Here is a 19,784-nt window from a genome sequence, read left to right as displayed (position 1 = left end):
TTGTGCTGGCGACCATAGCAAGAGTGAACCACCTGATCCCTTCCCGAACTCAGAAGTGAAACCTCTTCGCGCTGATGGTAGTGTGGGGTTACCCATGTGAGAGTAAGTCATCGCCAGCTCATTATTCGAACACCCTCAACTAGCGTTGAGGGTGTTTTTTTATGTAAAAAAGAAAAGTAGAATGAATAAAAAAACCCTTAAACATAATTTAAGGGTTTTAAATTTATTTAAATATCAAATATTTAGAAATGTGCTTCTAAGCCTAAATATGGGCCTTTAAACTCTAATTGAGTTTCCTGATTGGAATCTTGATTGAGCTTAATATCTAAAATGCGATAGCCCGCTTTTAAACCCACATCGACCAAAACGGTATCGACAAAGTTATATTTAATTTCTGCCTGAGCATCACGAACTTCATTGTCGCTATTTTTGGCGTAATTTGCTTCAGCTTTGGCACTTAAACCCGTAAACGGTAATTTAACTGCTGCCTCTGCATATAACATAGCTAAAGTTTCACTGACGTCTTGTGTTGAAAACAAATTAGATCTTAAGTCACCTTCAAGTACTTTGGCGCCAAATCCAACATCTGCTGCAACAATGTTATCTAAAATTTCATAATATAAAATGAAGTCTGAGTAATCTAAATCCAGCTGATTGATTTTTACACCAGCAGCGCTTTGCTCGCTTTCGGCCTGCAAATTGGCATGCTTAATTTTGGCATTGGGTAAAAAAGGAACAGGATGTTCTACTGCCAGAGTAAAGGGTAAGGCAAAATCGTCATCTAAGTTTGGTGATAACTGAGCCTGATTCCAGTCTGCGCTATATTTCCAATAATCTACACTGGCTTTTACCCCAATAATATCGGCATGAACCGCTGAACAACCAATTAAGCTGCATGCTAAAGCAAAACGTTGTAATGTAAGCATATAAACCCTAGTATTTTTCATCATCATTTGGGATGAATGGTTTAGTGTTGTGATGTTCTCGTGACAAAAAATCATGTGAAATATTGTCCAACTTAGCGCATCATACATTTTCTTGAATCAAAATTCTTGTAAAAATATAGCCTAATTCGCGCCAAAAATAGAGGATTTCAGTATGCAAAATACCCATCCACCTGTCGATTACCCGCTCTATCTTGCCAATAAAGCCGTAGAAACAGGGCAATGGTTAGCCGTTCAGCATAAATATTCTCAAAATTTATATGCGCGTGTCGCACTTGCCGATGCGAAAAGTATTGAAAAAGCCATTCGTGCAGCCGTAAAAGCAGAAGCCGAAATGGCAAAGTTACAGCCCTTTCAAAAACAAAAAATTCTGTTGCATTGTGTGCAGCGTTTTCAAAACATGCGTGAAGAATTGGTCGAAATTTTAATTGCCGAAGGTGGAAAACCACGTTTGGCCGCGATGGCAGAAGTTGAACGTTTAATTAATACCTTTCAAATTGCGGCAGATGCGGTGTCACAACTAGATGAAGGGCGTATTTTACCGTTGGCGGTGACGGCTGCTGCTGTGAATTATCAAGGAATGGTTAAGCATGTACCCATTGGTGCAGTATCTTTGATTAGTCCTTTTAATTTTCCGTTGAATTTAACTGCACATAAAATTGCACCCGCGATTGCCGCAGGTTGTCCTTTTGTATTAAAACCTGCCAGTGCCACGCCTATTTCAGCATTGAAAATTGCAGAAGTGTTGGCAGAAACAGATTTACCTAAAGGTGCGTTTTCGGTATTGCCTTGTGAGCGTGAGCAAGCCGATGTTTTAGTCACGGATGACCGCTTTAAACTGCTCAGTTTTACGGGTTCAGATGTGGTGGGTTGGGATATGAAAGCCCGCGCAGGACGCAAAAAAGTAACACTAGAGTTGGGCGGCAATGCAGCGGTGATGATTGAACCCGATACTGACCTGAATGATGCATTGATTCATCGCTTACTTGGTGGAGCGTATAATCATGCTGGGCAGGTGTGTATTAGTGTGCAACGTATTTTGGTGCATGCCGACGTGTATGCCGAACTGAAAAAGAAACTCGTGAGCCAGCTCAAGAAAATTAAAGCAGCAGATCCTGATTTAGACAGTACTTTGGTCGGGCCAATGATTAAGGAAGCTGAAGCACAGCGCTTGCAAAAGTGGATTGATAAAGCAGTGAAAAAAGGCGCAAAAATATTGGCAGGTGGCGAGCTGAAAGGTGTGATGTTTGAGCCGACTTTATTGGAACAGGTCGATCCAAACTTGGAGGTTTATAAAGATGAAGTTTTTGGCCCTGTTGCCATTTTGGAAAAATATTCATCTTTTGAACAAGGAATTACACGTATTAACCAAAGCCGTTTTGGTTTACAGGCGGGTATTTATACACAAAGCTTGGAAAAAATGCTGTATGCATGGGATCAGTTACAAGTTGGTGGGGTGATTATTAATGATATTCCATCGTTCCGTGTGGACAATATGCCTTATGGTGGCGTGAAAGATTCGGGTTTAGGGCGAGAAGGGATTCAATCTGCTATTCGGGATATGCAGGAAGAGCGTTTATTGGTAATTAAGCGTTAAGTATCTGATCTAATGATGCATCGTTATAAATAAAGAGAAAGGATGAGTTAACTCTGAATTTTGAGATGATTGATTACAGCGCTGTGGTTTGGTGAATAATAAGCTACAGCGCTGCTATAATAGATGAAAAGTAAAACAACTCAAATAGCACCAACATTACATTCCAAATAGTTATATGACTTATAACCAAAAAATCAAGTCAAAATGGAGTGGAATTTGAACGTTTGATTAAAAAAATGCATACAAAAAGCATCTTTCTAAGCAGAATTTACAGAAAAATTGTTCAAAAATGAGTATTGTTAAGCCATACAAAAGCGCAATATTGGGCAAAGACTTTAAGCAAGATTTTCCGAATATTTCGCTGTTTGACCTTTAGAATTTGATGCTCAAAAGGTGTGACTCTAAAGCAAACACCCAGATTTTCATTTTTTGCAGGATATTTTTTGCGTGCGCTAAAGTACCGTTATATAAAGTAAATTTAAGCTAATGAAAAAGCAAGTTATTTATATAAAAGGTCAGAATTAAAAAACAAGCAGCAAAAAATAACCTGAAGTTTAGGTGTTCTATGACAGATTCTCGTGAGAGTTGGTCCGCGCGATCAGGCTTTATTATCGCAGCCATTGGTTCTGCGGTCGGGTTGGGCAATATTTGGCGTTTCCCTTATGTTGCCTATGAAAATGGCGGCGGCGCATTTTTAATCCCTTATTTAATTGCGATCTTTGCCGCAGGTTTGCCATTGCTGTTTTTGGACTATGCAGTTGGGCATAAATACCGTAAAGCACCACCAACCGCTTATAAAAAGCTCATGAACAGTGAAGCATTGGGCTGGTGGCAGGTGATGGTGACTTTGCTGATTGGTATTTACTATGCCAGCGTATTGTCTTGGGCAGGCAGTTATATGTTCTATTCCATTGGTCAGCAATGGGGAACAGACACTGAAAAATTCTTTTTCACAAGCTACTTACAAAATGGTGAAGGCTTAGCCTTTGGTTTTGTACCAACCTTATTTATTGGTCTAGTCATCGTATGGACGGTGGTGATGTTCATTTTATACGGCGGGGTGAAAAAAGGGGTTGAGCTGTCAAATAAAATCTTTATACCACTTTTGCTGATTTTGTTCTCTATTCTTGTGGTTCAAGCTTTACGTTTACCGGGTGCAGTCGATGGCTTAAATGCTTTCTTTACGCCTAACTGGGAAGCGATGGCGAACTATAAAGTATGGTTAGCTGCCTTTGGTCATATCTTCTTCTCACTTTCAGTGGGTTTCGGGATTATGTTGACCTACTCATCTTACCTAAAACGTAAAACCAACTTGACTGGTTCAGGCTTGGTGGTTGCACTTGCAAACTCATCTTTTGAAATTTTAGCGGGTATTGGTATTTTTGCTGCGCTTGGTTTCATGGCGTACAGCGCAGGTTCATCGGTAGATGAAGTGGTTTCTGGTGGTATTGGTTTAGCCTTTATTGCATTCCCGAAAATCATTTCAAGCTTGGGTGCAGGTGGCGATTTATTTGGTTTCTTATTCTTCGCTTCATTGACGGTTGCAGGGGTGACCTCAATGGTGAGTATTCTGCAAGTGCCCATTGCTGCGTTCCAAGACAAACTGGGTTGGTCGCGTAAGCGTGCAGTAACCATCATTGCGGGTGGTTCAGCTATTGTTTCAACCATTTTATTCTCTACCCACAGCGCGATCACTTTTGTCGACATCATTGACTACTTTGCCAACAACATTGGTATTGTTGGTGGTGGTTTATTGTCGATCATTTTGGTGACTTGGTTCCGTCGTCCATTGCTCAAAGAATTGCAGCAACACGTTAACCAATACTCAAGCATTAAATTGGGTTGGGGCTGGAATTTCCTATTAACCATCGTGACTCCGCTTTCATTGCTCGTGGCTTTAGGCTTAACCCTGAAATCTATTTTTGCAGAAGGCTATGGTGGTTATCCATTACACATTTTACTCACCGTGGGTGGTGGTACCGTGGTGCTCTTTATTATTGGCGCGGTATTGCTTAGCCGCTTAAAAGATCACGACGCAGCGGAGAAATAAGATGAATACATCTGCATTGGTGATGTTGATTATTTCAACAGTGGTACTTTGGGGTGGTTTGGTTTTGGCGATGATTCACCTGATCAAAAACCCAGATGAACTCGAAGACTAAGCATTTTGCTGAAACGGGTGCGATGCTGTAAAGCATTGCACTGGCTAACTAAAATAACCCTTGATTGATTCAAGGGTTATTTTTTTGGAAAGGCTATTAAATGAGAAGAATCGTTAAAACAGAAATAGCTTAGGCGATTTTTTCAATACGACAATAATAAAAACCATCCCCGCGTCCTTGTTGCGGCAATAATTGGCGTCCATACAGTTGTGGAATGCCCCAATCTGCATCAATTTTGACTTCTTTGGCATTTTGATGTTCGGCAAAGAATTGCTGCATTTGCTGTTCATTTTCGGCTTTTAAAACCGAGCAGGTAATGTAAAGCAAGGTGCCACCAACTTTGAGTTGCTGCCACATCTGCTGCAAAATCTGTTGCTGTAATGCCACCGTTTGCTTAATATCGCTAGATTGACGCAGCAAACGAATATCTGGATGGCGACGCAAGACTCCAATTGCAGAACACGGTGCATCCAATACAATACAGTCCACTGCTTCACTAGCATTCCATGTGGTTGCATCGGCAGCCAAAATTTCAACTTGCGCTTCTTGATTCAGTTGCAGACGTTCTAGATTTTCGCTGACACGTAACAGACGTTTGGTATCCTGATCTATGGCAATCAATTTTTTAGGCTGAAATTTTTCAAGCAGATGCGCTGTTTTACCACCGGGTGCTGCGCAGGCATCGACTACCACTTTGCCATCTAAATTTGGCAAGAGCGTTGCACACAGTTGGGCATGTTCGTCCTGTACGGAAAATACGCCTTCATCAAAACCAGGCAAGTCTGGAATGTGCACATTTTGCAGCATCACAATACCGACTTCAGACACGGTGCAAGCTTCTGCAGCAATCTCTTGTTCCTGCAAAATTTCTAAATAGTCATCACGGCTGATTTGGCGTGTATTGACTCTTAAAGTCAGAGGCGCGGTTTGCTTTAAAGTTTGCGTCAGTTGTTCTTGTTGTTCAGGCCAATCTTTTTTCAGACGTTTATACAACCAACTTGGCAAACCATGTGCCTGCGCCAAAGCCTTTTGAAATTCCGATGTTTCACGTGAAACACGACGCAGAATTGCATTCACCACACCGCTGAGTGCTTGATAGCCCAATTGTTTGGCTGCAGTTACGGTTTCAGAAATTGCGGCATGACTGGCTACACGAGTACAAAGCACTTGATATAAGCCGACATATAAACAGGTTTCAACAGTTTCATTGTTGAGTGGTTTCACCAACAGCGGCAAAGTAATGCTTTTTAGGGCATACCATTGACGCAAAGTGCCCAAAACCAGTTCATGAAACAAGGCGCGGTCACGTTCTGCGACTTTACTTAAATGTGCAGGTAAAACGCTCGCCAATGATTGCCCTTGTTGTACAGCCAATAGCGTACGGATGACTTGGGCACGCAAGTTCAAATGTGAGTTGCCTGATTCAGAATGGCTCATGCGAGAACTTGTCCTGTTTGAAGTTTTTGAGTTTGAATGATTTGCACAGGATTCAGCGGTTTAGCGCCTGGCCATTGCAACGAGCTTAAGCATACCGCTTGTTGATCGCCACAAGCGACGTGTACGCCTTGTTTGTCCAGTTTTAAAATTGTGCCTGCAGCTTTGCCTTGTGCAGATTCATCCGATAATGCTGAACCCCAAACGCGCAAGTTTTGTGTTTCATCTAAAGGGATAAACGCCACCGGCCACGGGTTAAAGGCACGGATATTACGGTCAATTTCGGCTGCAGTTTGTGACCAGTCAATTTGTGCTTCGGCTTTGGTCAATTTGTGTGCATAGACCGTCAAGGCTTCATCTTGCACTTCACGCGCGGCTAAATAGTCTTGCAATTTTTGTTCTGAAGCCAGTACTTCAACAATTGCTTTGGCACCTTGCTGCGCCAGTTTGTCATGTAAAGTGGCAGAGGTGTCTGTGGCAGTAATTGGGCATAGGGTTTTATACATCATATCGCCCGTATCTAAGCCTGCAGCCATTTTCATAATGGTAATGCCTGTTTCGGTATCACCTGTGGCAATCGCGCGCTGAATCGGCGCTGCACCACGCCAACGTGGCAATAACGAACCGTGAATATTCAAGCAGCCATATTTAGGAGTATCTAAAACCACTTGCGGCAAGATTAAACCATAGGCCGCAACCACCATCACATCGGCATTCAATGCAGCCAATTCTTGTTGGGCCGCCAGACCTTCTTCAGTAGATGATTTAAAATGCAAAGGTTGATAGACAGGAAGATCGTGTTGTAGTGCCAATTGCTTCACCGCAGATGCTGTGAGTTTTTGTCCGCGTCCTGCTTTACGGTCAGGCTGGGTGTAAACCGCGACAATCTCATGTTCGGTGTTCAGGAGTGCTGCCAAAGCGCTTGCAGCAAATTCAGGCGTACCTGCAAAAACGATTTTCAATGGAAATCAACCCATAGTTTTAGATGACGCGGCAATTATAACAAATTGCGGCTCAAAGGTCGGAACGGGTTGTAACAAATCCACCTTGTCGCTGTGCTATAAATTATTATGATAAAAATTAGTAATGCAAAATTTAAAAATTATTCATGAAAGTTTTGTATTGCATTCAGTATGATCAACAAGGTGCTGTGGGTTCTCGTCACTTTTTATCCATCATAAAGTTGGTAAAGCAGCAGCCTTACTACCTCAAGCTGTAGTAAAATAGAAAGACTCTTAAACTATTTTGCAGTGATACAGATCTTGCAAACAGTATTATTTCGCCAGAATGAATTTCAGATTCATTTCAGCACAACCAAGTTGGAACTTTATAATGCCTGACTATCGTTCAAAAACATCGACACACGGAAGAAATATGGCGGGTGCACGCGGCTTATGGCGTGCAACGGGTATGAAAGACGAAGATTTCGGTAAGCCGATTATTGCGGTGGTCAACTCATTTACCCAATTTGTACCTGGCCATGTGCATTTAAAAGACCTCGGTCAAATGGTGGCAGAGCAAATTCAGGCGGCAGGTGGTGTTGCCAAAGAATTTAACACCATTGCTGTAGATGACGGGATTGCCATGGGTCATGACGGCATGTTGTATTCATTGCCATCGCGTGACTTGATTGCCGACTCGGTAGAATACATGGTCAGCGCACACTGCGCCGATGCAATGGTGTGTATATCCAACTGTGACAAAATCACACCAGGGATGCTGATGGCTGCCATGCGCCTGAACATTCCAGTGGTGTTTGTGTCTGGCGGCCCAATGGAAGCAGGTAAAGTCAAAATTCGTGGCAATGAACACGCGATTGACTTGATTGACGCGATGATTGTGGCGGCAGATGACAACTATACGGATGAAGAAGTTGCTGAATATGAGCGTTCTGCATGTCCAACTTGTGGTTCATGCTCAGGGATGTTCACTGCAAACTCAATGAACTGCTTAACAGAAGCTCTAGGTTTATCTTTACCGGGCAACGGTTCAATTGTAGCAACTCACGCCAACCGTAAAAAACTGTTTGATAAAGCAGGTCAGTTGATTGTGGAATTGGCCAAACGCCATTATGAACAAGACGATTACAGCGTATTGCCACGTTCAATTGCAACCAAAGCATCTTATGAAAATGCTATGACGTTGGACATTGCCATGGGCGGTTCAACCAACACCGTACTGCACTTGTTGGCGGCTGCCAATGAGGCAGGTGTGGATTTCACCATGGATGACATTGACCGTTTATCACGTAAAGTGCCTGTACTATGTAAAGTAGCGCCTGCAAAACAAGATGTTCACATGGAAGATGTACACCGGGCGGGCGGTATTATGTCTATTTTAGGTGAGCTGGATCGCGCAGGTTTATTGGACACTTCAGTAGGCACAGTTCACGAAGCGACTTTAAAAGATGCTTTGGATAAATGGGACATCATCCGTACCGAAAATGAAGACGTTTACCAGTTCTTCCGTTCTGCACCGGGCGGCGTAGCCACCCAAACAGCATTCTCACAAGACCGTTACTATTCACGTTTAGATGGTGACCGTGACAATGGTGTGATTCGTAATGCAGAACACGCTTTCTCTAAAGATGGTGGTTTGGCGGTACTTTACGGCAACATTGCTTTGGATGGCTGTATTGTCAAAACTGCAGGGGTAGATGATTCCATTTTGAAATTTAACGGCATAGCACGTGTTTTTGAAAGTCAGGATGCTGCTGTAGACGCGATTTTGGGCGGTAAAATCACAGCGGGTGATGTGGTGGTGATTCGCTACGAAGGCCCACGTGGTGGCCCAGGTATGCAAGAAATGCTCTATCCAACCAGCTATTTGAAATCGAAAGGTTTAGGTAAAGAATGTGCATTACTGACTGATGGTCGTTTCTCGGGCGGTTCTTCAGGTCTTTCAATTGGTCACGTTTCTCCAGAAGCGGCTGAAGGTGGCGCGATTGGTCTGGTTGAAGATGGTGACCGTATCGAAATTGATATTCCAAACCGCAGCATTCACTTGGCGGTAGATGACGCAACCATGGCGGCACGTCGTGAAGCGCAAGAAGCTAAAGGCTGGCATCCTGCAGAAGAACGTCCACGTAAAATTTCTAAAGCGTTGAAAGCCTATGCTATGCACACTACTAGTGCGGCAAAAGGTGCGGTACGTGAAATCTAAGCAGTACTTAGCAATTTAAGCTGCCACAAAAAAGCACTCCAAAATTGGGGTGCTTTTTTATGAGCCTGCCAATGAGCAATGTCAGTATCGCAGCAAATTTGAGCAATGAAATTAGACAGGCATTTTCGTTTACATCCTGCCCGCTTTCGATACAATGAAAAATAAAATAAATCGTCATGATGAGCACGTCATTTCACCCATCTTGCTAAGGAATCAGCCATGAGTAAACAGAATATCCGCGAACATTCAGCCGAAGTCTATGAAGGCATTGAAAATGCACCTGCACGCTCCATGATGCGTGCGGTGGGTTTTAAGGATGAAGATTTTACTCGTCCATTTATTGGCATTGCATCGACTTGGGCCAATGTCACACCATGTAATATGCATATTGATGGCTTAGCGCGCGAAGCAGAAACAGGCGTGAATCAGGCGGGTGGTAAAGGCATTATTTTCAATACCATCACCATTTCAGATGGTATTTCAAACGGCACCGAAGGCATGAAATATTCATTGGTTTCACGTGAAATTATTGCCGACTCAATTGAAGCTGTGGTGGGCTGTCAGGCCTATGATGGTGTGATTGCAATTGGTGGCTGCGATAAAAACATGCCGGGCTGCATTATGGGACTGGCGCGTTTAAACCGTCCGGGCTTGTTTGTTTATGGCGGCACTATTAAACCGGGTGCAGGACATACCGATATTATTTCGGTGTTTGAAGCCGTGGGTCAGCATGCCAAAGGTGAAATTAACGAAATTCAGGTCAAACAAATTGAAGAAGTGGCTTTGCCAGGTGCAGGCTCTTGTGGTGGCATGTACACCGCCAACTCTATGGCATCGGCCATTGAAGCATTGGGCATGAGTTTGCCGGGGTCTTCAGCACAAGAAGCTGTTTCTCAAGATAAAATGGATGACTGCCAACGCGCAGGCGAAGCGGTCATGAATCTGTTACGTCTGGATATTAAACCACGTGACATTATGACCAAATCTGCCTTTGAAAATGCCATTAAAGTATTGATTGCTTTGGGTGGATCGACCAATGGTGTGTTGCATTTGATTGCCATGGCACATTCTGCAGGGGTTGAACTCACACTGGATGATTTCGTGCGTATTGGTCAGGAAACCCCAGTGGTGGCCGATGTACGTCCATCGGGCAAGTATTTAATGTCGGAGCTGATTGCCATTGGCGGCATTCAACCGTTGATGAAACGCATGCTAGATGCAGGCATGCTTGATGGTTCTTGCTTAACGGTTACAGGTAAAACTTTGGCAGAAAACTTGGCCGATGTTGCCGATTATCCTGAAGGTCAGCAAATTATTTTACCGTTTGATGCACCAATCAAAAAAGATTCGCACTTGGTGGTTTTAAAAGGCAACTTATCGCCTACGGGCGCAGTGGCAAAAATTACAGGCAAAGAAGGCTTGTATTTTGAAGGCCCTGCACGCGTTTTTGAAGGTGAAATTGGCGCGATGCGCGGCATTTTAGATGGTGAAGTGCAAGAAGGTGAAGTGGTGGTGATTCGTGGTGAAGGCCCTAAAGGTGGCCCGGGTATGCCAGAAATGCTGAAACCAACTTCTGCAATTATTGGCAAAGGTTTGGGTAATTCAGTCGCGTTAATTACCGATGGACGTTTTTCGGGTGGCAGTCACGGTTTTGTGATTGGGCATGTGACCCCAGAAGCGTATGAAGGCGGGCCAATTGGTCTGGTGAAAAATGGCGATAAAATTTCGATTAATGCCGAAACCCGTGAAATGACTTGGCATGTGTCGGAAGAGGAAATGGCAGCACGTAAAGCGGCATGGGTCAAACCAAAGCCAAACTATACCCATGGTGCATTGGCGAAATTTGCTAAATTGGCATCGGGTGCAGAAAAAGGTGCAGTGACTGATCTGAATTTAGAGGTCTAATTGATCATTTTTATATGAATTGATATAAATCCTTGTGTACTATTGAAGGACGAGCGCACATGATTTGCATGTGGCTTGTCCCCAAACCACAAGGATTTTCTTTTTAGAGGCTGATCTCATGTCACTGTTACGCCGTTGGTTCGATCCGATCAGATCGAGTTGGTTTTATCAAAAACCATCTCGGCAAGCGGTGTTGCCCACGGAACACGGACTGAGTGTGTATTTACGTCTAGATGATGTATATAGCTATTTGGCGGTACAGCAGTTGCCGCAATTAGAAGATATTCTGGCCGATGAATTAAAACCTTTAACCGTGGTGATTTCGCGGCAAAGTGGCGATGCACCGAATCAAATGTCGGCTGCAGAATGGCAAAATTATTGTATTCAAGATGCACAAATTCTTGCCAAACAACACCGTTTTAGTTTTCACGATAGCCCTGAACCACCGACTGCAGAGGCCTTAATGCAGGCAGAAGCTATTTTGCGGCATACGCCGTTACGTGGTCAGGATTTCTTGTATTTACTCGAAGATGTGTTTCACATGCTGTGGCAAAAGCAGTCGGGTAAATTACGCACTTTATATGCCATGTCCAGCCGTCATCATCAAATTCAGGATTTTCCTGAACGGGTTTTTGATGATGCACCTGTATTGGCCAGTTATTTTGAGTTTGGTGGACGTAAATATCATGCGGTCGATGATTTATTGCGTTTGACACGCCGTTTAAAACAACAAAAATTACTCACCGATAATCCTATTTTCTTGATCAATCACATTGAATGGCGAGAACATTTAATTAGTGATGCCGAAGAACTCAATGAAATTCAGGCACTCGACCCTGAACTGGATTTGTATATTGCACTGGAAGACCCGATTTCTTGGTTGTTATTGGCGTATATTAAAGAAGAATTAGCTGCCTATTACAATATCCATTTGAATGTGTATCCCTTGTCTTATCATGGACGCGACTGGTTTGACTGGAGTTTGGCAACACGTTTATCTAAACGTACTGATGTTGCGTTTACGCCGTTTTGCCGCCCGACTGAGCAGGCGACTTATCAAATGGCACAACTGTATTACAGTGCGCCTGAAGAACAGCGTGTGGATGCCATGTATCGCATTTTGCAGGCGGTATGGACGAGGGGACAGGATTTATCCTTTAAAGCGCATTTTGAGCGTATGCAGCGTGAACTGGAGTTAGATCAACTGACCACAGCCGATGTGACCGAGTTGCTCAAAGAAAACGATATGCTGTGTGAAATGAAATCTCAGCCCGATTTTCCTGTGTTGGAATTGCGCATAGATGGGCAAAGCTACGTGTTTAACAGCTTATATCGGGTGTGGATGATTGAAAGTATTTTCAGTAATGTGTTAGAAGAAAAGTATAAGAGTGAAAACGAAACCGAAACTGAAAGTGTAGCCCAAGCCCATGAACAATGAAAAAGTAAACTCATTACAACAAGCACGTGACAAAATAGACCAAATTGATGTGGCTTTAATTGAACTGATTGCATCGCGTCAGTTTTATGTCGATCAGGCCATGCGCCATAAACAGACTGTGGAAGATGTACAGTCACCGCAGCGCGTGAAAGAAGTGATTGAAAAAGTCCGTACTTTGGCTGTGCAACATGCAGTCGATCCTGACATGGTCGAGCGTTTGTATCACGATATGATTCAGCATTTTATTCAGCGTGAATTAAAAGAATTCCGTCCTTAATTGATCTATCCCTAAGTTTGGGCGATGCTTCAAACGCAGCCCAAACTTTGCGTTTTTGCGGTAAAACCGCGTATTTATATGCCATCTTGGTATTCAAAGCATAATTTTTAAAAATAATTTGCTTATTTTTTCTGCAGGTGGTTTTAAGCGCAAAGCCTTGCCTGTCTTGGCTTTGCTGGGTTTTTAAAAAGTATTGGTAAAAAAAAGAATATGATTTTATTACATTTTTTAACATTGTAAGTTTGCTTTATTTTAAAAAGTATATATATTGTATATACATCTTTTGCAAAGCAGTCTTTATTTTGGAGAGATCAGCAATGAACGAGCAAATCAAAAAAATAAAGACAGGCAAGAAAGATGGACAACTTTTAATTCGTATTAATAGTACTGAACGTGATGAATTTATTCGTTTATGTGAAGAACTTGATACTAGTGCTGCTCGTGAATTAAGAAAATTTATTCGTAGTTTTGTGAAACAACACAATGGCAACGAATAGCCTTACTAAGGAGTAATACCATGGCTAAGCAAGTTAAATCTTTGAAGCAACAAATCAAAGCACGTTTGAAAAAGATTTCAAAACATAAAGGCAAATTGAAGCAACTTAAGCAAGAGCTTAAAAAACAGAAATAAGCCAAGTAAAAGCATTATCTCTTAAAAACGGTTCATTCTAGACAGACCGTTTGAGGTAAAAAAGACCGAACAATCACTGTTGTTCGGTCTTTTTGCATTGTTTCGGCATTTGCTTAGGTTCAAGCAAATGACCGCAAGTTCTGATTAAGAGGGATCACGCAAACTAAAGAACCAGTTCAGGAACAAGGCTGCAAAAGTTGCTGTCCCAATCCCGCCCAAGTTAAAGCTGCCCAATTGCAACGCAAAGTCACCCGTTCCTAAAATAATGGTCACGGCAGCCACCATCAGATTTTTGTTTTTAGAAAAATCGACTTTGTTTTCAATCCAGATTTTCGCGCCAGCAATGGTAATCAAACCAAATACCACAATCGAAGCGCCCGTTAAAATGGCGGTAGGAATGGTATGGATGATTGCCCCAAATTTTGGTGATAAGCCAAGGAAAATAGCAAAGACCCCCGCCACCACAAAAATAATCGTGGAATACACGCGGGTAACAGCCATCACCCCAATGTTTTCACCATAGGTAGTCATACCCGGTGCACCGACACCACCTGCAAGGGTTGTGGCAACACCATCGGCTACAAAGGCTTTACCAATGTGTGGATCGAGGTTTTCACCAGTCATGGCACCTACTGCTTTAATGTGTCCCAAGTTCTCTGCCACCAAAATGAAGGCAATTGGGGCAATAATCAGCATGGCATTCACATCAAATACAGGCGCATGAAAGTCTGGTACGCCAAACCAAGCGGCTTGCTGAATCGGTGCGAAGTTAATTGGCGTCCCCCAACCCATGACATTGGTGACTACAAAATAGATCAGATACGATATGAGCAAGCCAATCAGGAGCAAGAGGCGTTGCAGTAAACCTTTGGTAAATACGGCAATCATGCCCATACATAGCACAGTCACCAAGGCCATCCACATATTAAATGGATTGCCTGCAACCGCTTTGACCGTGACAGGAGCAAGGTTTAAACCAATGATCATCACCACCGCACCTGTCACCACAGGTGGCATTAATTTTTCAATCCAGCGGGTGCCAGTAGCCATCACCAAAAAGCCAATCAGGGCATATAAAATACCGCAGGCAATAATCCCGCCTGCCGCAACCCCAATATTGGCATTTAAACCGCCTGCTGCGCCTGCATAGCCTGTGGCAGCAATCACCACCCCAATAAAGGCAAAGCTTGAGCCTAAATAACTTGGAACACGCCCACCTGTCATGAAAAAGAACAGAATGGTACAAATCCCTGACATTAAAATGGCAAGGTTCGGATCAAAGCCCATTAAAAAAGGTGCAAGTACAGTGGCACCAAACATGGCAAATGCGTGTTGTATCCCCAATACAACGGTTTGTGCAGGCGGTAGATACTCATTGGTACCTACAGGACGTGCATCAATGCTGCCTTCATAAGGGCGCCATTTGGGAAACCAATTGGACATAAAGTAAGCACTCAAAAGCTAAATTGAGCACATCATACTCTTGTATTGCCTAAATTTTTTAAAAATTTTGCCAGAAAACAGATCAGCTGCTTATTTTTAGGATTAAATTTTACTATTTGATAAAATTTACATTTAATATAAATAAGTAATTTTATTTATAAATTTAAAGAATGTATTGCAGTCACTTAGTGATAGTCGCAGTTTAAAAAAAATTGTATGACCTGCGATTTTTGTTTGTATTTTATACAAAATTAATATTCATGATTCAATATCTTGCTGCACATTATTACGTCCACTTTGCTTGGCTTTATACAGCGCAGCATCAGTACGCTGAATTAATTCATGTTGATCTGCATGATAAACATATAAGGCACTTAAACCAAAACTTGCGGTAATTTGAATCTCATGTTCTGCATAGGCAATACGATGTTGTTCAATGGCAATTCTGCAGCGTTCCAGTACATTTTGGGCAATTTGCGGTGAGGTATTGGAGAAAATAATCATAAATTCTTCGCCACCAAAACGTCCGATAATATCTTCACTGCGCAGATTTTTTTGCAAAATTTTGGGGATTTGCTTGAGAACCTGATCACCGCCATCGTGTCCATAGCGATCATTTACTTGCTTAAACCAGTCTAAATCGAGCAGGGCAAGGCAGATGTGTTCTTTGTTTTGCCCCGCCAATTGTTTTTGATTCACCAGTTGGTTGAATTTTATGCTTAAACCGCGTCGGTTGAGAGTTTGGGTGAGTGGATCAAGCAGAATTAGTTGTTGCTGATGTTCTTCACGAATCATCCAGCGTCCCAAAAAAGTATTAAATAAAATGGCCAACAGAACACCAATGATGGTGCTGCCAATCAAGTTATTGATGAGCATGAAATTTTGGAATTCCGCACTGGTAAACGTATAGGGCTGAAAAACGGGCGCATAGGGGATAATATTGCGCAAGGTCAGCAAAGAACCACCGTAAAATACCACCAAGCAGGGAATGGTGCCCCAAAAGATAATGCTGCGTTTAAACAACAATAAGCCTGTAAAAATGGAGCCAATGGTAAATACGCCTGTGAGTACCGTCATTTGACCCAGAAAATAGCCAATACTCATGAGTGAGCTGCTATAAAAGCCTAAACACAGAATTGGAAAATAATAGAGTGTGGTCTGATTTTCAGGAATACGATAGCTGATGACATATAAAGACCAAGGCAATCAGCAAATACAATATTAAACAACCCAATACCCATGGCAGCATGTATGGGGTAAACAGGGGTTGGCTTTGACTGAGCCAAAGTACCACTAAAAAGAGTAAATGAAAGAAAAAAACCAAGCCACTGACGACACGTGATTTTTGGATGTTATTTAAACTGAGGAGATTTTTATACCCTTGAAAAAATAAAAAATTTTTAGCTTTAATAAAGTCGTCATTGTAGAGCTTTCTGGCATAGGCAAGTCCAAACTCTTATTTATTGTCTAATCTAAGCATAATTCAAATAAGTTGAGACAGAAATCATAAAAAATGCCAGTTATCATGTTTTTTTATGATTTTTTCTACTTAGCCTAATATGTAGTCATCCGTCCCAAATCATGTTTAAGTGAGTGAATGAGCCACAAGCAGAGCATGACTCTGCTTGTTGTGCTATTCGTTAGGTCTTAACCTGTATTGCGTAAGCCTGCTGCAATCCCTGCAATACTCACCATGAGGGCATGATCGACAGGGGTATGTTCGGCATGCTGTTCTGCCAAATACAAACGACGACGTTTCATCAATTCTGCCTGTAGCAAATGCAGTGGCAATAAATAAGGTTTACGCACCCGCATCGATTGATCTAGCACATCATTGCTGCTGAGCAATTGCGATTCACCTTTAAGGGTCAGTAAAGTCGTCACAGCATCACGCAGACGTTGACGGAGTTGCTCACCGAGTTGTTTTAAGTCTTCGTCATCGGTCAGGTTAGATTCGTAGTACAGGGCAATATTACTGTCGGCTTTAGATAGCACCATTTCTAGCATATCAATCAAAGTCTGGAAATACGGCCAATCGCTGAGCATTTCATCCAAAGTGGCTTTTTGTCCCTGATCGAGCGTTTGGTTAATTGCTGCGCCTGTCCCTAACCAAGCAGGCAGCATTAAACGGATTTGTGTCCATGCAAATACCCACGGAATGGCACGTAAGGATTCAATTCCACCGCTCACTTTACGCTTCGCAGGACGTGAACCGAGTGGCAACATCTGCAATTCCAGCTCTGGCGTAACGGTGCGTAAATATTTCACAAAATGTGGATTTTCACGCACGGTTTGGCGATAGACCTGCACCGAAAGTTCGGTCATGTTATCCATCAGCTCGCGCCATTCTGCTTTCGGCACAGGTGGTGGCATCAGCGTCGCTTCTAAGGTTGCAGCGGTGTAGACTTCCAGATTTTGTAAGGCAACCCCTTCAATTCCAAATTTAAAACGAATCATTTCACCTTGTTCGGTGACGCGGATTGCACCTGAAATAGAACCTGGTGGTTGTGAGAACAATGCTTGTTGTGTTGGTGCACCGCCACGGCTGATGGAACCACCGCGACCATGGAATAAAGTCAGCTGCACAGCATGTTGCTGCGCTACCGCAGTCAGTTCTTCCTGCGCGCGGTACTGCGCCCAGTTGGCAGACATGAACCCTGCATCTTTGGCGGAGTCTGAGTAGCCAATCATCACCTCATGTTTGCCCTGAATATGCTGTTTGTACCAATGCATATTAAATAGGGTATTCATGGTTTGGGCAGCCCCATCCAAGTCTTTCAGGGTTTCAAACAGCGGCACCACACGCAAAGGATGCTGAATGCCCGCTTCTTTTTGCAGCAATAACACTGCCAATACATCACTTGGATATTCCGCCATGGAAATAATATAAGCGCCCAAACTTTCCTGCGGCTGTGCAGCCAAAGTGCGCATGGTGGCAAACACTTCTTGCACATCGGGATGTTGAATCAGGCTTTGTGCAGGTTCTTGCATGAATTTTGGCAATAACGGACGTTTACTTTGTAGCTCTTGAAGCAAGAAGTTCTGACGCGCTTGTTCAGTCCAAGTTTCAAAATTGCCCAAACCTAAATATTCGGTAATGGCAGAAATGGCTTGACGATGACGTCCCGATTCTTGGCGAATATCCAGTTTTAGTAATTCAATGCCGAAACAATTCACACGATGAATTAAATCCAACAATTTGCCGTTCGCAATGTCTGATAATTGGCAAGCCGTCAGCGAGCGATAACACAGCAATAAAGGCTGTAACAGTTCGTCTTTGCTTTTGATGACCAAACTGTCATCTGCATCTTTGCCTTGCAGTTTCGCTGCTAACCAGTCGCGGGTGGCTTTTAGGCGTTCGCGGGTGTCGCGTAAATATTCACGGTACGGCTCGGCATGGAAATGTCCCAAAGCATCTGCCAATTCTGGGCTGCATTGCTGAATGGAAAGTTCCCAACGCAGGTTTTCAATATCACGTAAATACAGTTCTGCTGCTTTCCAGCGTGACAGCCACAGCACTTCTTGAGTAACTTTATGAGTGACATTCGGGTTACCATCGCGGTCACCGCCCATCCAAGAGGCGAAACGCACAGGCGCAACACTCAGCGGCAGGCTTTGCCCACAATGTTCCTGCACAATGCTGTCTAACTCACGCATGAATTTAGGCACCGCATTCCACAAGGTTTGTTCGATGGTGGTAAAGCCCCATTTGGCTTCATCGACAGGGGTTGGGCGATGTTGGCGAATTTCATCGGTTTGCCAAGCCGAGCTGATCAGCTGTTTTAAATCTGCCAAAACTGCCTGACGTTCACGTGGTGTCAGTTTTTGCTGATCCATTTTAAACAAGCAGTCATTAATATCGTCATATTTTTGAATGAGGGTACGACGGCTGACTTCAGTCGGATGCGCAGTTAAAACCAACTCAATTTTTAGCTCGCAGACTTGTTGAAAGAGTGTTTCTGCAGAAATTTGGTTGTCTTTAAACTTGATAAATAAGTGATCTAGCGGGTTTGGAGAAACGCCATTTTCATCAAATTCGCTTTGGCGACGGCTCCGCACCACATGATATTGCTCAGCGATGTTGGCAAAATTCAAAAAGTGGGTAAAGGCACGGGTGAGCGGTAAGATTTCGTCATCTTCCAGACTTAAAAACAGTTGTTCGAGTTGTTTTTCAGCTTCGGCTTGTCCATCGCGCGCGCCTTTAGATAAAGCACGAATTTGTTCGACCTGATTAAACAAATCTTGTCCTGCGTGTAACTTGAGGGTTTCACCCAATAAGTTGCCAAGTAAGCGTACGTCATCGCGTAGAGGAGCATCAATTTGTTGAATCATTCGTTGTTCTCCATGTTCTGTGTTTTTCTACTCTGTTAAGACTATACCCCGATTTAGATACAATCCAAGCGGGCTATCTACAAAAGTTGCATGGATTTTGCGCATCTGAAGTTATAGTGCCAAACAGCAGTATTTAGGAGAGAAATACAGGGTGGAGAGGAATGCTATTTGGTAAAAGAAACCCCAATTTAGATAAACCTTTTTTGTAATGGGTTCTGGGATAATCAATGTGCTAGAGTCCCAAGTGCATTCTCATGCGTATTGAGAGTATTTTTACGCATAGTTGCTGCCAATTATGTAGTGATGAGGGGAGCGGCATTTTGCTAAGTTACAAAAATAGCTGGGTTAACCTTCGGTTCGACCTACTTTTCTTTCGGGAAAAGTAGGCAAAACCATTGTCATCCACAAAACCTGCTTACAGTTTATCTCTTATTCATTATTTCGCAGAAACAGTAATAA

The 19,784-nt window shown here is 43.0% G+C and carries 15 protein-coding genes and 1 rRNA gene; 9 read left to right on the top strand and 7 right to left on the bottom strand.

Features of this window, described 5'->3' with window-relative positions:
- Positions 1-4 precede the first annotated feature (4 nt).
- Positions 5-119, top strand: a 5S ribosomal RNA gene (gene rrf / locus FTT78_RS09800).
- 123 nt (positions 120-242) lie between these two features.
- On the opposite strand, the gene FTT78_RS09795 is transcribed toward rrf, so the two are convergent.
- Positions 243-926 carry a TIGR04219 family outer membrane beta-barrel protein gene (locus tag FTT78_RS09795; protein WP_154321225.1) on the bottom strand — a complete coding sequence of 228 codons (684 nt, stop codon included), beginning with the start codon at positions 924-926 and terminating at the stop codon, positions 243-245.
- 172 nt (positions 927-1,098) lie between these two features.
- On the opposite strand from FTT78_RS09795, the gene FTT78_RS09790 reads away from it, so the two are divergent.
- From FTT78_RS09790 to FTT78_RS09780, 3 genes are all read left to right on the top strand, one after another.
- Positions 1,099-2,541 (top strand): aldehyde dehydrogenase family protein, encoded by a 1,443-nt coding sequence (locus FTT78_RS09790; protein ID WP_180044180.1) that lies wholly within the window; start codon positions 1,099-1,101, stop codon positions 2,539-2,541.
- A gap of 565 nt (positions 2,542-3,106) precedes the next feature.
- Positions 3,107-4,591, top strand: coding sequence for a sodium-dependent transporter (locus tag FTT78_RS09785; RefSeq protein WP_104852799.1), 1,485 nt, complete (start codon positions 3,107-3,109; stop codon positions 4,589-4,591).
- Between the two features lies 1 nt (position 4,592).
- The gene (locus FTT78_RS09780) at positions 4,593-4,703 is read left to right on the top strand and encodes a methionine/alanine import family NSS transporter small subunit (protein WP_004970370.1); all 111 of its coding nucleotides are present in this window, start codon (positions 4,593-4,595) and stop codon (positions 4,701-4,703) included.
- 129 nt (positions 4,704-4,832) lie between these two features.
- On the opposite strand, the gene rsmB is transcribed toward FTT78_RS09780, so the two are convergent.
- On the bottom strand, positions 4,833-6,140 hold the full coding sequence (rsmB, locus tag FTT78_RS09775; RefSeq protein ID WP_180044178.1) for a 16S rRNA (cytosine(967)-C(5))-methyltransferase RsmB: 1,308 nt from the start codon (positions 6,138-6,140) through the stop codon (positions 4,833-4,835).
- A complete protein-coding gene (gene fmt / locus FTT78_RS09770) occupies positions 6,137-7,099 on the bottom strand; it encodes a methionyl-tRNA formyltransferase (RefSeq protein ID WP_178319006.1) in 963 nt (320 codons plus the stop codon). The genes rsmB and fmt overlap by 4 nt, the downstream gene beginning before the upstream one ends.
- A gap of 370 nt (positions 7,100-7,469) precedes the next feature.
- Between fmt and ilvD (FTT78_RS09765) the strand changes: the two genes are divergently transcribed.
- The 4 genes from ilvD (FTT78_RS09765) (at position 7,470) to FTT78_RS09750 (ending at position 12,919) form a co-directional block, all read left to right on the top strand.
- Positions 7,470-9,299, top strand: a complete 1,830-nt coding sequence (ilvD, locus tag FTT78_RS09765; protein WP_180044176.1) for a dihydroxy-acid dehydratase — start codon at positions 7,470-7,472, stop codon at positions 9,297-9,299.
- 219 nt (positions 9,300-9,518) lie between these two features.
- Positions 9,519-11,204, top strand: coding sequence for a dihydroxy-acid dehydratase (gene ilvD, locus FTT78_RS09760; protein ID WP_004970362.1), 1,686 nt, complete (start codon positions 9,519-9,521; stop codon positions 11,202-11,204).
- Positions 11,205-11,322: 118 nt separating this feature from the next.
- Positions 11,323-12,642, top strand: coding sequence for a hypothetical protein (locus FTT78_RS09755; protein WP_179990365.1), 1,320 nt, complete (start codon positions 11,323-11,325; stop codon positions 12,640-12,642).
- Complete coding sequence (locus FTT78_RS09750; protein ID WP_004970358.1) at positions 12,632-12,919, top strand: chorismate mutase; 288 nt, start codon at positions 12,632-12,634, stop codon at positions 12,917-12,919. The genes FTT78_RS09755 and FTT78_RS09750 overlap by 11 nt, the downstream gene beginning before the upstream one ends.
- Here the strand turns inward: FTT78_RS09750 and FTT78_RS09745 are convergent.
- Positions 12,885-13,154, bottom strand: a complete 270-nt coding sequence (locus FTT78_RS09745; protein ID WP_136143458.1) for a hypothetical protein — start codon at positions 13,152-13,154, stop codon at positions 12,885-12,887. The two genes, FTT78_RS09750 and FTT78_RS09745, sit on opposite strands and share 35 nt — an antisense overlap.
- An 82-nt stretch (positions 13,155-13,236) precedes the next feature.
- Here FTT78_RS09745 and FTT78_RS09740 point away from each other — a divergent pair, with 82 nt between their 5' ends.
- Positions 13,237-13,416 (top strand): hypothetical protein, encoded by a 180-nt coding sequence (locus tag FTT78_RS09740; RefSeq protein WP_004970356.1) that lies wholly within the window; start codon positions 13,237-13,239, stop codon positions 13,414-13,416.
- Between the two features lie 278 nt (positions 13,417-13,694).
- Here FTT78_RS09740 and FTT78_RS09735 read toward each other — a convergent pair whose 3' ends face one another.
- The 3 genes from FTT78_RS09735 to ppc all read right to left on the bottom strand — a co-directional run bounded on the left by FTT78_RS09735 (position 13,695) and on the right by ppc (position 19,325).
- Positions 13,695-14,993, bottom strand: a complete 1,299-nt coding sequence (locus FTT78_RS09735; RefSeq protein ID WP_004970352.1) for a solute carrier family 23 protein — start codon at positions 14,991-14,993, stop codon at positions 13,695-13,697.
- Positions 14,994-15,251: 258 nt separating this feature from the next.
- Complete coding sequence (locus FTT78_RS09730) at positions 15,252-16,199, bottom strand: GGDEF domain-containing protein (protein WP_167845633.1); 948 nt, start codon at positions 16,197-16,199, stop codon at positions 15,252-15,254.
- A 441-nt stretch (positions 16,200-16,640) separates the two neighbouring features.
- Positions 16,641-19,325, bottom strand: coding sequence for a phosphoenolpyruvate carboxylase (ppc, locus tag FTT78_RS09725; protein ID WP_180044174.1), 2,685 nt, complete (start codon positions 19,323-19,325; stop codon positions 16,641-16,643).
- Positions 19,326-19,784: the final 459 nt, after the last annotated feature.

It is taken from the genome of Acinetobacter sp. YH01011 (assembly GCF_013420785.1).
GTDB lineage: Bacteria > Pseudomonadota > Gammaproteobacteria > Pseudomonadales > Moraxellaceae > Acinetobacter > Acinetobacter towneri.
Note: the sequence above shows the minus strand (reverse complement) of the source record. Positions and strands in the feature narration are given on the sequence as shown.

Excerpts from the sequence above, each read along its gene's own strand:
- FTT78_RS09735 (WP_004970352.1), bottom strand. The coding sequence starts at position 14,993 with ATGTCCAATTGGTTTCCCAAATGGCGCCCTTATGAAGGCAGCATTGAT.
- FTT78_RS09750 (WP_004970358.1), top strand. The coding sequence starts at position 12,632 with ATGAACAATGAAAAAGTAAACTCATTACAACAAGCACGTGACAAAATA.
- FTT78_RS09755 (WP_179990365.1), top strand. The coding sequence starts at position 11,323 with ATGTCACTGTTACGCCGTTGGTTCGATCCGATCAGATCGAGTTGGTTT.
- FTT78_RS09745 (WP_136143458.1), bottom strand. The coding sequence starts at position 13,154 with ATGTTAAAAAATGTAATAAAATCATATTCTTTTTTTTACCAATACTTT.
- FTT78_RS09795 (WP_154321225.1), bottom strand. The coding sequence starts at position 926 with ATGCTTACATTACAACGTTTTGCTTTAGCATGCAGCTTAATTGGTTGT.
- FTT78_RS09785 (WP_104852799.1), top strand. The coding sequence starts at position 3,107 with ATGACAGATTCTCGTGAGAGTTGGTCCGCGCGATCAGGCTTTATTATC.
- FTT78_RS09780 (WP_004970370.1), top strand. The coding sequence starts at position 4,593 with ATGAATACATCTGCATTGGTGATGTTGATTATTTCAACAGTGGTACTT.
- FTT78_RS09740 (WP_004970356.1), top strand. The coding sequence starts at position 13,237 with ATGAACGAGCAAATCAAAAAAATAAAGACAGGCAAGAAAGATGGACAA.
- rsmB (WP_180044178.1), bottom strand. The coding sequence starts at position 6,140 with ATGAGCCATTCTGAATCAGGCAACTCACATTTGAACTTGCGTGCCCAA.
- FTT78_RS09790 (WP_180044180.1), top strand. The coding sequence starts at position 1,099 with ATGCAAAATACCCATCCACCTGTCGATTACCCGCTCTATCTTGCCAAT.
- ppc (WP_180044174.1), bottom strand. The coding sequence starts at position 19,325 with ATGATTCAACAAATTGATGCTCCTCTACGCGATGACGTACGCTTACTT.
- ilvD (WP_180044176.1), top strand. The coding sequence starts at position 7,470 with ATGCCTGACTATCGTTCAAAAACATCGACACACGGAAGAAATATGGCG.
- ilvD (WP_004970362.1), top strand. The coding sequence starts at position 9,519 with ATGAGTAAACAGAATATCCGCGAACATTCAGCCGAAGTCTATGAAGGC.